Origin of the sequence: Streptomyces sp. NPDC008125, assembly GCF_042957125.1 — a bacterium.
In the GTDB taxonomy this organism is placed as follows: domain Bacteria; phylum Actinomycetota; class Actinomycetes; order Streptomycetales; family Streptomycetaceae; genus Streptomyces.
The window spans coordinates 65835-78701 of sequence record NZ_JBIBHR010000007.1; the positions used below are offsets into that span (position 1 = coordinate 65835).

General features: G+C 69.1%; 7 protein-coding genes. All 7 read left to right on the forward strand.

What is annotated here, in order from left to right:
• Window positions 1-248: 248 nt before the first annotated feature.
• Window positions 249-1532 carry a family 16 glycosylhydrolase gene (locus tag ACFZAX_RS14010; RefSeq protein ID WP_390961914.1) on the forward strand — a complete coding sequence of 428 codons (1284 nt, stop codon included), beginning with the start codon at window positions 249-251 and terminating at the stop codon, window positions 1530-1532.
• Between the two features lie 38 nt (window positions 1533-1570).
• Window positions 1571-2926 (forward strand): ricin-type beta-trefoil lectin domain protein, encoded by a 1356-nt coding sequence (locus ACFZAX_RS14015; protein WP_390961915.1) that lies wholly within the window; start codon window positions 1571-1573, stop codon window positions 2924-2926.
• Window positions 2927-3101: 175 nt separating this feature from the next.
• Entirely contained in the window at window positions 3102-4316 is a 1215-nt protein-coding gene (gene manD, locus ACFZAX_RS14020) for a D-mannonate dehydratase ManD (protein WP_390961603.1), read from the forward strand.
• Window positions 4317-4709: 393 nt separating this feature from the next.
• Complete coding sequence (locus ACFZAX_RS14025) at window positions 4710-8996, forward strand: discoidin domain-containing protein (RefSeq protein ID WP_390961605.1); 4287 nt, start codon at window positions 4710-4712, stop codon at window positions 8994-8996.
• Window positions 8997-9116: 120 nt separating this feature from the next.
• A complete protein-coding gene (locus ACFZAX_RS14030) occupies window positions 9117-10124 on the forward strand; it encodes a substrate-binding domain-containing protein (RefSeq protein ID WP_390961607.1) in 1008 nt (335 codons plus the stop codon).
• 265 nt (window positions 10125-10389) lie between these two features.
• Complete coding sequence (locus ACFZAX_RS14035; RefSeq protein ID WP_390961608.1) at window positions 10390-11811, forward strand: extracellular solute-binding protein; 1422 nt, start codon at window positions 10390-10392, stop codon at window positions 11809-11811.
• Window positions 11812-11910: 99 nt separating this feature from the next.
• Window positions 11911-12867, forward strand: coding sequence for an ABC transporter permease subunit (locus ACFZAX_RS14040; protein ID WP_390961610.1), 957 nt, complete (start codon window positions 11911-11913; stop codon window positions 12865-12867).

Consider the following 12867-nt stretch of genomic DNA (forward strand, 5'->3'; position numbering starts at 1 on the left):
ACCGCTCGTTCAAGACGTGAACGGGCCACCCGCCCCTCTCTCCCCCCGGGTCAACAGAAGGTCTGTACCAGTACCTTGACGCCCCCTCTCCCCCTCACTTAAATCAAGTAGTGAATTAACAACCGGCATCGCCCCCTCGGGTGCCGGTTCGCGCTGCAACCTGTCATGCCCATGATCAATGGGACATGACCGAGTCCCCTGTCCGAAAGATTTCCGGCAGGGCAACCCCCACACGAAGTGAAGTGATGATGGTGCGAACCTCCAGAAGGCGCCGACTGGCGCTCTGCGTCGCGTCCCTCCTGTGCTGTTCCGGCGCGCTCACCGCCGTTTCCGCCAACGCGGCACCCGTGACCGCCCAGAGCGCCGCCACCGCGGCGGCCGCGACCACGACCTTCTCCGACGACTTCAACGGCGCGGCCGGCTCCGCACCCGACGCGGGCAAGTGGCAGACGGAGACCGGCGACAACGTCAGCAACCACGAGCGGCAGTACTACACGTCGGGCGCGAACAACGCCCAGCTGGACGGCCAGGGCAACCTGGTCATCACCGCCCGGAAGGAGAACCCGGCCAACTATCAGTGCTGGTACGGCACGTGCCAGTACACGTCGGCCCGGCTGAACACCTCCGGCAAGTTCACCTCGACGTACGGACACGTCGAGACCCGGATGAAGATCCCGCGCGGCCAGGGCATGTGGCCGGCGTTCTGGATGCTCGGCGCGGACCTGGGCAGCGTCGGCTGGCCCAACAGCGGTGAGATCGACATCATGGAGAACGTCGGCTACGAGCCGGGCGCGGTGCACGGCACCATCCACGGCCCCGGGTACTCCGGCTCCGCGGGCATCGGCGCGGGCTACACCCTGCCGAACGGCCAGGCCTTCGCCGACGCGTTCCACACCTTCGCGGTCGACTGGGCCCCCAACTCGATCACCTGGTCGGTCGACGGGAACGTCTACCAGACGCGCACCCCAGCCGACCTGGGCGGCAACAGCTGGGTGTTCAACAAGCCCTTCTTCATCATCCTGAACCTCGCGGTCGGCGGCTACTGGCCCGGCGACCCCGACGGGTCGACGCCCTTCCCCGGCCGGCTCGTCGTCGACTACGTGCACGTCACCACCGGTGACGGCGGCACGACTCCTCCCCCGGCCACCGGTGGTTCGATCACGGGCATCGGCGGCAAGTGCGTCGACGTGGCGAGCGCCGCGACCGCGAACGGCACCGCCGTGCAGCTGTACGACTGCAACGGTTCCGCCGCCCAGAAGTGGTCCGTCAACTCCGACGGCACCATCCGCGCCCTCGGCAAGTGCCTCGACGCCAAGGACGCCGGTACCGCGGACGGCACCTTGCTCCAGCTCTGGGACTGCAACGGAAGCGCCGCGCAGAAATGGGCGACCCCCGCGGCCAAGGACATCGTCGGTATCCAGTCGAACAAGTGCGTGGATGCCACCGGCAACTCCTCGGCGAACGGCACCCGGCTCCAGCTCTGGACCTGCTCCGGCACGGCCAACCAGAAGTGGACGGTGAACGCCGCGTGAGCGCGCTCGCAGGCGCCCGCCGCCGCTGGAGCCGGTCCCTGGCGCTGCCCTCGGCGCTCCTCCTCGCGGCGGGGGCGTCCCTCGTCTCGCTGCCGGCCACCGCGCAGGCGGCGGTGACCGCGACCGGCGCGATCACCGGCATCGGCGGCAAGTGCGTCGACGTCGCCGGTGCCGCGACGGCCAACGGCACCGCCGTCCAGTTGTACGACTGCAACGGCTCCGCCGCCCAGCAGTGGAGCGTCAACAGTGACGGCACCATCCGCGCGCTGGGCAAGTGCCTCGACGTCAAGGACAACGGCACCGCCGACGGTTCCCAGCTCCAGCTCTGGGACTGCGCGGGCAGCACCAACCAGAAGTGGTCCGTCTCCGCGGCACGCGACATCGTGAACCCGCAGGCGGACAAGTGCGTGGACGCCACGGGCAACTCCTCCGCGAACGGCACCCGGCTCCAGCTCTGGACGTGCTCCGGCACGGCCAACCAGAAGTGGACGGCCCCCTCGGGCGGCGGCACGCCGGCACCGGGCGGGACCATGGCGGTGGCCCCGTACCTCTACAACGGGTGGGGCAGTCCGCCGAGTCCGACGACCGTGATGAACGCGACCGGGGTGAAGTGGTTCACCCTGGCGTTCGTCCTGAGCAACGGCTACTGCAACCCGCAGTGGGACGGTTCGCGGGCCCTGACCGGCGGGGTCGACCAGCAGACGGTCAACACCGTGCGCGCGGCGGGCGGCGACGTCGTCCCGTCGTTCGGCGGCTGGAGCGGCAACAAGCTGGAGAGCTCCTGCTCCAGCGCGGGTGAGCTGGCCGCCGCGTACCAGAAGGTCATCAACGCGTACGGCCTCAAGGCGATCGACATCGACATCGAGGCGGACGCCTACAGCAACGCCACCGTGCAGCAGCGCACGGTGGACGCGCTGAAGACCGTCAAGGCCAACAACCCGGGCATCAAGGTGTACGTCACCTTCGGCACCGGCCAGAGCGGTCCGGACAGTTCGCTGATCAACCGGGCCGCCTCCTCGGGGCTGACCGTCGACAGCTGGACTATCATGCCGTTCGACTTCGGCGGCGCCGGCCAGAACATGGGCAACCTCACCAAGCAGGCCGCCGAGGGCCTGAAGAACGCGGTGAAGAGCGCCTACGGCTACACCGACGACCAGACGTACCGGTCGATCGGCATCTCGTCCATGAACGGCCTCACCGACGACAACGAGACCGTGACGGTGGACGACTTCCGCACCATCCTCGCGTACGCCCAGCAGCACCATCTGGCACGGCTGACCTTCTGGTCGGTCAACCGTGACCGGCCGTGCACCGGGGGCGGCGCGGACACCTGCTCGGACGTCAGCCAGCAGGCGTGGGACTACACCCGCGTGTTCGCGCAGTACACGGGCTGAACCACGGCGTGGTGGCCGGTCCGTGACGGGCCCGGCCACCACGCACGCGTACGGGAGGGAGGCCCGGGCGGAGCGCCGGCGACAGGACTGATGGAATACCGGGCAGGGCGGGGCGTCACCGACGGCCCCGGCCCGGTATCGCACAGCCCTGCCCCGCACCGGAAAGAGCACGCGCATGAAGATCGTCGACGCGAAGTTGACCGTCACGAGTCCCGGACGCAACTTCGTCACGCTGAAGCTGACGACCGACGAAGGGCTCACCGGGCTCGGCGACGCCACCCTCAACGGCAGGGAGCTCGCCGTCGTCGGCTACCTCCAGGACCATGTGCTGCCGCTGCTCGTCGGGCTCGACCCGCACCGCGTCGAGGACACCTGGCAGTACCTGTACCGGGGCGCCTACTGGCGGCGCGGGCCGGTCACCATGGCCGCGATAGCCGCCGTGGACGTGGCGCTCTGGGACATCAAGGCCAAGGCCGCCGGGCTCCCGCTCTACCAGCTCCTCGGCGGCGCGAGCCGTGACCGGGTCCGCACCTACGGCCACGCCAACGGCGCCGGCATCCCCGAGCTGCTCGACTCCGTCCGCGCCCGCCTCGCCGAGGGGTACCGGGCCGTCCGCATCCAGACCGGCGTGCCGGGGCTGAAGGCGGTGTACGGCGTGCACACCACGGACGACAGCGGTGCCGCCGTGCTCCACCAGCAGGCCAGGCCGCTGGTGGAGGACTGGGACACCGACGCCTATCTGCGGCACGTCCCGGCGGTCTTCGAGGCGGTACGGGCAGAGTTCGGCGCCGAACTGCCGCTGCTCCACGACGCCCACCACCGCCTCACCCCGATCCAGGCGGCGCGGCTGGGCAAGGACCTGGAGCCGTACCGTCCGTTCTGGCTGGAGGACTGCACGCCCGCGGAGAACCAGGACGCGTTCCGCCTGATCCGCCACCACACCACCACGCCGCTCGCGGTGGGCGAGGTCTTCAACACCGTCCACGACTACCAGGCGCTGATCACCGAGCGGCTGATCGACTACGCGCGGTCGGCGGTCACCCACTTCGGCGGGGTCACCCCGCTGCGGAAGCTCTTCGACTTCGCCGCGCAGTACCAGGTCAAGGCCGCGACGCACGGGCCCGAGGACATCTCCCCGGTGGGCCTGGCCGCGGCGGTCCACCTGGACCTCGCCGTCCACAACTTCGGCATCCAGGAGTACTCCGGGCACTCCGCGCTCACCGAAGAGGTGTTCCGGCACGCCTACACCTTCACCGACGGGCACCTGCACCCGGGCGAGGCCCCCGGCATCGGTGTGGAGCTCGACGAGGAACTGGCCGCCGCCCACCCGTACGAGCCCGCCTACCTGCCGGTCAACCGCCTCCAGGACGGCACCGTCCACGACTGGTGACGCCGGGGGCGCCCGCTCCCTCTCTCCGTACCCGCCCGGCCCGATGCCCCGGGCCACCGCGCTCCCCACGCGCGGTGGTCCGGGGCATCGGCGTGTCCGCCGCCCGCGCCGCCTTGCGCAAAAACGCAACCGGCTTCCATCCCTTGCGGCGAACTTGCATTTCCCGACAGCTCTCACGAAAGCTCCTGCTTGGACCGGGTGCCAGCCCGACTCGCCCTTCCGGTGCGGCAATTGGTACCTACGAGACCGGTAGACGGGCCTCCAGATATCTGCAACCCTCTGACCGCTCCTCGCAAAAGATGTAGTGCATGACGCATAAATCTAATCCTCCCTGCACATCGACTGAGCCGCGCCTCGCCGCCGTCAGGGGCGAGGCCGAAGGATCGGGGATCCATGAGAGCGAAACGCTGGAGAGCGCGCGGACTGTCCGCAGTGGTCGTCACCAGCCTGCTGACCGTCGGATGGCCCGCGCTGACCGCCGCGGCGGCAGCGGGGCCGAACGCGGCCTCGGGCCTGCCGGCCAGGGCGAGCAGCGCACGGGCCGGGAACACCGCGGCCGGCATCACCGACGGCGACCAGGACAGCTACTGGCAGAGCGCCAAGGGCGATCAGTCCCAGTGGGTGCAGACCGACCTGGGATCCACCGTCCGGACCGATGGGGTCGTGCTGAAACTCCCGGCCGGGTGGGCGAGCCGCACGCAGACCCTCGCCGTACAGGGCAGCACCGACGGCACCGCCTTCACCACGCTGAAGAGTTCGGCGACCTACACCTTCAGTCCGGGATCGGCCAACGCCGTCACCGTGAACTACCCGGCCACCAAGGCCCGTTACGTACGGGTCGCCGTCACGGACAACTCCGTGGCCGACGCCGCCCAGCTCTCCGAGCTGGAGGTGAAGGCAGCCGCCGCGTCCTCGGTGAACCTGGCGAGCGGGCGCGTCCTGACGGAGAGCAGCCACACCGACGTCTATCCGGCGTCCAACGCCAACGACGGCAACAAGTCGACGTACTGGGAGAGCGCCAACAACGCCTTCCCGCAGTGGATCCAGGCGGATCTCGCCTCCGCCGTGCGGGTCGACCGGGTGGTCCTGAAGCTGCCGGACAGCTGGGGGCCGCGCAGCCAGACGCTGAAGATCCAGGGCAGCACGAACGGTTCGGCCTTCACCGACCTGACCGCCTCGCAGGCGTACACCTTCGACAGCGCGGGGGGTCAGACGGTCACGATCTCCTTCGACGCCACCACCACTCGTTACGTCAGGGCCCTGTTCACCGCGAACAGTGTGCAATCGGCCGGGCAGGTGTCCGAGTTCGAGGTCTACGGCCCCGAGACCGGTGACACCCAGGCGCCGTCGGCGCCGACCGGTCTCGCCTTCACCGAGCCCGCGAGCGGCCAGATCAGGCTGGCCTGGAACGCCTCCACCGACAACACCGGCGTCACCGGCTACGACGTCTACGCCAACAACACCCTGCTGACCAGTGTCGCGGGCGGGGTGACGACCTTCACCGACAGCCGTCCCGCGAACCAGACGGTCTCGTACTACGTCCGGGCCAAGGACGCGGCCGGGAACCAGTCCGGGAACAGCAACACCGTCACCCGGCAGGCGAGCAGCGGGGACACCACGGCGCCGACGGCCCCCTCCGGGCTGACGCTCACCGAGCCGTCGAGCGGCCAGATCAAGCTGGCCTGGAACGCCTCCACCGACAACACCGGCGTCACCGGCTACGACGTCTACGCCAACAACACTCTGCGGGGCAGTGTCGGCGGTTCGGTGACCACGTACACCGACACGCAGCCCGCCTCGGCCACGGTCACCTACGTGGTCAAGGCGAAGGACGCGGCGGGCAACCAGTCCACCGCGAGCAACTCGGTGACCCGCAACGGGTCCGGCACCACCGGCTCCAACCTCGCGGTGTCCAAGCCGATCAGCGCCTCGTCGTACGTGCACACCTACGTCGCGACGAACGCCAACGACAACAGCGTGACGACCTACTGGGAAGGCGCCGGGGGCAGTTACCCCAACACCCTGACCGTGCAGCTCGGTTCCAACGCCGACCTCGGCTCACTGGTGCTCAAGCTCAACCCGGACAGCGCGTGGTCGTCGCGCACCCAGACCATCGAGGTGCTCGGGCGGGAGCAGAGCGCGAGCTCCTTCACCAGCCTGGTCGCGGCGAAGAGCTACTCCTTCGACCCGGCGAGCGGGAACAGCGTCACCGTCCCCGTCTCCGGCCGCGTCGCCGACGTACAGCTGAAGTTCACGGCCAACTCAGGGTCCTCGGCGGGGCAGGTGGCCGAGTTCCAGGTGATCGGGGTTCCGGCTCCCAACCCCGATCTCGAAGTCACCGGCGTGACGGCCTCGCCCTCCGCGCCGGTCGAGTCGGACACCATCACCCTCGGCGCCACCGTCCGCAACAGCGGCGCGTCCGCGTCGGCCGCCACCAAGGTGGACCTGCTGCTGGGCGGTTCCAAGGTCGCCACCGCCTCGGTGGGCGCGCTGGCGGCGGGGGCCCAGACCACGGTCGGCGCCTCCATCGGGACCCGGGAGGCGGGGAGTTACCCGCTGGGCGCGGTCGTGGACCCGGCGGGCGAGGTGATCGAGCAGAACGAGTCCAACAACACCTACAACCGCGCCGATCCCCTCGTGGTGAAGCCGGTCTCCAGCTCCGACCTGGTCGCCTCGGTGAACACCTCGCCGTCGAGCCCCTCGGCCGGTGACGCGGTGACCTTCGACGTGGCGATCAAGAACCAGGGTTCGATCGCCTCTGCGAGCGGCAGCCACGGAGTGACCGTCGCGGTGGTCGACTCCACCAACGCGACCGTGAAGACCCTGACGGGCGCGTTCACCGGGACCATCGCGGCCGGAGCGACGGCGACTTCGGTGAAGCTCGGACCGTGGACGGCGGCCGACGGCTCGTACACCGTGAAGGTGACGCTCGCCGACGACGCCAACGAGCTGCCGGTGAAGCGGACGAACAACGTCTCCACCCAGTCGCTGTTCGTCGGCCGCGGCGCCGACATGCCGTACGACACCTACGAGGCCGAGGACGCCACCACCGGCGGCGGCGCCCAAGTGGTCGGCCCCAACCGCACGGTGGGCGACATCGCGGGTGAGGCGTCCGGCCGCAAGGCCGTGAACCTGGACGCGACCGGCGAGTACGTCGAGTTCACCACCCGCGCGGCCACCAACACGCTGGTGACCCGGTTCTCCCTCCCGGACGCGCCGGGCGGCGGAGGCATCGACTCCACGATCGACGTCTACGTGAACGGGGTCCTGAAGAAGGCGCTTCCGCTGACCTCCCGGTACGCCTGGCTCTACGGCGCCGAGGCGGGCCCCGGCAACTCCCCCTCGGCGGGCGGGCCCCGGCACATCTACGACGAGGCGCACCTCCTGCTCGGTGAGACGGTGCCAGCGGGAGCCAAGATCCGGCTGCAGAAGGACGCCGCGAACACCTCCACGTACGCGATCGACTTCGTCAGCCTGGAGCAGGCCACGGCCGTCGCCAACCCCGACCCGGCGGCGTACGCGGTGCCGGCCGGGTTCACCCACCAGGACGTCCAGAACGCCCTGGACCGGGTGCGGATGGACACCACCGGCAAGCTGGTGGGCGTCTACCTGCCGACGGGCGACTACCAGACCTCGTCCAAGTTCCAGGTGTACGGGAAGGCCGTGAAGGTGGTCGGCGCGGGGCCCTGGTTCACCAGGTTCCAGGGACCGGCGGGGCAGGAGAACACCGACATCGGGTTCCGCGCGGACGCGACGGCGAACCGCTCGTCGTTCTCGGGCTTCGCCTACTTCGGCAACTACACCTCTCGGATCGACGGTCCGGGGAAGGTGTTCGACTTCGCGGGCGTCTCCGACATCGTGATCGACGACGTCTGGGTCGAGCACATGGTGTGCATGTACTGGGGCGCCAACACGGACCGGATGACCATCAAGAACTCCCGCATCCGGGACACCTTCGCCGACGGCATCAACATGACCAACGGTTCGACGGACAACCTCGTGTCCAACAACGAGTCCCGGGCCACCGGTGACGACAGCTTCGCGCTCTTCTCGGCGATCGACGCCGGCGGGGCGGACATGAAGAACAACGTCTTCGAGAACCTGACGTCGCTCCTCACCTGGCGGGCCGCGGGCATCGCCGTGTACGGCGGTTACGACAACACGTTCCGCAATCTCCGGGTCGCGGACACCCTGGTCTACGCGGGAATCACCATCTCCTCGCTGGACTTCGGGTATCCGATGAACGGCTTCGGCACCGGGCCCACGGCCCTGGAGAACATCTCCCTGGTCCGGACCGGTGGCCACTTCTGGGGGTCTCAGACCTTCCCGGCCATCTGGGTGTTCTCCGCCTCCAAGGTCTTCCAGGGCATCAGGGTCAGCCACGTGGACATCGTGGACCCGACCTACAGCGGGGTGATGTTCCAGACGAACTACGTGGGCGGGCAGCCGCAGTTCCCGATCAAGGACACGGTCTTCACGGACATCTCGATCTCGGGCGCCCGCAAGAGCGGGGACGCCTTCGACGCGAAGTCCGGCTTCGGCCTCTGGGCGAACGAGCAGCCGGAGTCGGGACAGGGGCCCGCGGTCGGTGAGGTCACCTTCAACGGCCTGCGGTTCTCCAACAACGCGGTGGACATCCGGAACACCACCTCGACCTTCAAGATCAACGTCAATCCGTAAGGGAGGTCCGAAGGCATACGGGGCCGTCGTGGCGGGATCGGTCCACCGCCACGACGGCCCGCGCGACGACCCGAAAGACCGACGCAAGCTGCTTGCGCAGCTTGCGTTAGTCTTGCGTCCATGACGCGAAGACTTGCTCAGGTAGCAAAGAAGGTGGGGGTCAGCGAGGCCACGGTCAGCCGGGTCCTCAACGGCAAGCCCGGGGTCTCCCAGGCGACCCGGCAGTCCGTGCTCACCGCGCTGGACGTGCTCGGCTACGAGCGGCCGAGCCAGCTACGGGGCGAACGGGCGCGACTGGTCGGCCTGGTCCTGCCCGAGCTCCAGAACCCGATCTTCCCGGCCTTCGCGGAGGTCATCGGCGGCGCGCTCGCGCAGCAGGGCCTCACGCCGGTGCTCTGCACCCAGACCAAGGGCGGCGTCTCCGAGGCGGACTACGTGGACCTGCTGCTCCAGCAGCAGGTCTCCGGCGTGGTCTTCGCCGGCGGGCTCTTCGCCCAGGCGGACGCGGAGCACGCGCACTACCGGCGGCTCGCGGAGCGGAAGATCCCGGTGGTCCTCATCAACGCCCCCATAGAGCACCTCGACTTCCCCTGCATCTCGTGCGACGACGGGGTCGCCGTCGAGCAGGCGTGGCGCCATCTCGCCTCCCTGGGCCACGAGAGGATCGGCCTGGTGCTGGGCCCGGCCGACCACATCCCCTCACGGCGCAAGCTGGCGGCGGCCCGTACGGCCGCACTGGCCAACGGGGGTGAGCTGACGGCGGAGTTCGTCGAGCGGACCATGTTCTCCCTGGAGGGCGGGCAGGCGGCGGCCTCACGACTGCTGGACCGGGGCGCGACCGGCATCATCTGCGCGAGCGATCCGCTGGCCCTCGGCGCGGTGCGGGCGGCGCGCCGGCGCGGCATCTCCGTGCCGGACGGGGTGTCGGTGGTGGGGTACGACGACTCCGCCTTCATGAACTGCACGGAGCCGCCGCTCACCACCGTGCGCCAGCCCATCGAGGCGATGGGCCGCGCGGTCGTCGAGCTGCTGTGCGCCCAGATCCAGGGCGGCGAAGTGCACCCCGGCGAACTGCTCTTCGAGCCCGAGCTGGTGGTACGCGGCTCGACGGCCCAGGCGCCTCGATAGGACGGCACCCCCGGCTCAGCAGACCCTCACCCCTTCCGGGGCGGGGGTCTGCTGCGTTCTGCGCCGCGGAAGGCGGCAACCACCGGCGGCGGGTCCCGTGCGGGACGACCCATGATCCACCCCGCCCCATTCATTCATCTGTCAAACAATTACGAGATCGGCGCTAGATATTGCGTCCATCTGTTCCCGGTGGTTGAGTGTGCGGCGCCCCACAACGCATCGGCGGTGGGGCGACGTCCACGTACATGCCCGAGGGGGACCACCCATGAGTAGAGCCGCGTTCCGCCGTCGAAGCCGCGCAGGCGCGGTCGCCCTTGTCTCCACGCTGGCACTCACCGCGCTCGCGGCCTGCGGTACGAGCAGCAGCAGCGACAACGACAGCGGTGAGAAGGACGGCGGCAGCGCGTCGGCCGACCCCGCCGCCCCGCTGGACCCGAAGACCAAGGTGACGATCACCATCGACTGCATGCCGCCCACGGCGAAGGCGGCCGAACTCAAGGAGTGGAAGGAGGACGTCGCCGAGTTCAACAAGACGTACCCGAACGTCACCATCGAGGGGCGGTCCACCGCCGGCCAGTGTCTGGAGCCGCCGCGCTTCACCGCCATGCTGAAGGCGAAGTCGCAACCGGACGTGTTCTACACGTACTTCACCGACCTGCCGCAGGTGCTCGACAACGACGGCGCCGAGGACATCACCGCGTACGTCACCGACAAGAGCGTGCCCCGGCTGGCGGACATCGACCCGAACGTCCTCGACTCGCTGAAGCAGGACGGCAAGTTGTACGGGCTGCCCACCAGTAACTACACCATGGGCCTGCTCGTCAACCGCAAGCTCTTCCAGCAGGCCGGCCTGGATCCCGACGCCCCGCCGCGCACCTGGGCCGAGGTCCGTACCGCCGCGAAGAAGATCGCGGGCCTGGGCAAGGGCATCTCCGGCTTCGGCGAGTACAGCGCGGGCAACACGGGCGGCTGGCACTTCACCGCGCAGATGTACAGCGTCGGTGGCGAGGTCGTCGACGCGAGCGGCACCAAGGCCGCGTTCAACAACGACCTGGGCAAGCAGGTCGCCGAGAACATCAAGGCCATGCGGTGGCAGGACGACAGCATGGGCAAGACGCAGCTGCTGAAGTGGGGCGACCTGCAGAAGCAGATCGCCACCGACAAGCTGGGCATGTTCCTCGCCGCGCCCGACGACATCGCGTACATGGTGCAGCAACTCGGCGCCTCGTACGAGAACTTCGGTATGGGGCCGATCCCCGGCGAGAAGAACACCCTGGCCGGCGGAAACAACTACATGATCAAGAAGGGGATTTCGGCCGACAAGATCAAGGCCGCGATCGCCTGGCTGAACTTCAAGAACCTGAGTGTCGGCAAGGGCCAGTTCAACTGGGAGCGCACCAAGGCCGACCAGCTGCCCGTCGGCGTTCCGCAGCCCAACTTCTGGCTGAACGGGTCCAAGACCGAGGACGACGCCGCGCGCACCCAGTTCGCCACCATGCCGGTCGCCAACTTCAAGACCTTCGTGGACAACCCGGTGGCGGGCAAGGCCGAGCCGCCGAAGGCCCAGGAGGTCTACAAGGTCCTGGACAACGTGATGTCCGGCCTCCTGACCAACAAGAACGCGAACGTCGACAAGCTGCTCTCCGACGCGGAGAAGCAGGTCAACCAGGTCCTGGCCACCCAGTAGCCGCCGCGGTGGGGGCCGGGCGCACCGGCCCCCACCCGTCCGCGCACCGTCCGCGCCCGGACCGTGTTCCGGCACCACTGCACCGAGGAGGCGGCGACGATGTCGGCCCCCACCATCCCCAAGACGGCGGCGAAGACGCCCCGCCCGTCCCGGCACCACGGCGACGGCCCGAAGCCCGCCGGCGCCTTCGCCCGGGCCCTGCGCCGCAACCTCACCGCCCACGGCTTCCTGATCGGCGCCGTGATCTGTTTCGGTCTCTTCTCCTGGTACCCCATGGTGCGGGAGTTCCTGCTCGCGTTCCAGAAGACCGAGGACGGCCAGACCACCTGGGCGGGCCTGGACAATCTGAACACCGTCTTCAACGACCCGGCGTTCTGGCAGGCCTGGCGCAACACCCTGCTCTTCACCGTGCTCGCACTGGTCCTGGGCTTCGCCGTCCCGTTCGTGGTCGCGGTGGTGCTCAACGAGTTCCGGCACGCGCAGGGTTATCTGCGGCTCCTCGTGTACCTCCCCGTCATGCTCCCGCCGGTCGCCTCGGTGCTGCTCTTCAAGTACCTCTACGACCCCGGGTACGGCCTGCTCAACCAGCTCCTCGACTTCTTCGGGATACCCGCCCAGCAATGGCTCCAGGACCCGAGCACCTCGATGCTCTCGGTCGTGGTGGCGGCGACCTGGATGAACATGGGCGGCGCGACGCTCATCTACCTCGCCGCGCTCCAGGGCATCCCCGGCGAGCTCTACGAGGCCGCCGAGCTGGACGGGGCCGGTCTGCTGCGCAAGATCTGGCACGTCACCATCCCGCAGACCCGGCTCATCCTGTCGCTGCTGCTGCTCATGCAGGTCATCGCGACCATGCAGGTGTTCGTCGAGCCCTTCCTGCTCACCGGCGGCGCGGGCCCCGAGGGATCGACCACCACCGTCGTGTACCTGATCTACCAATACGCCTTCAACTTCAACAACTACGGCGCCGCGGCGGCGCTCGGCCTGGTCCTCCTCGTACTGCTCGCCGGAGTGTCGGCCGTGTACGTGAGGCTCAGCCGCGCCGAGGACGAGTAG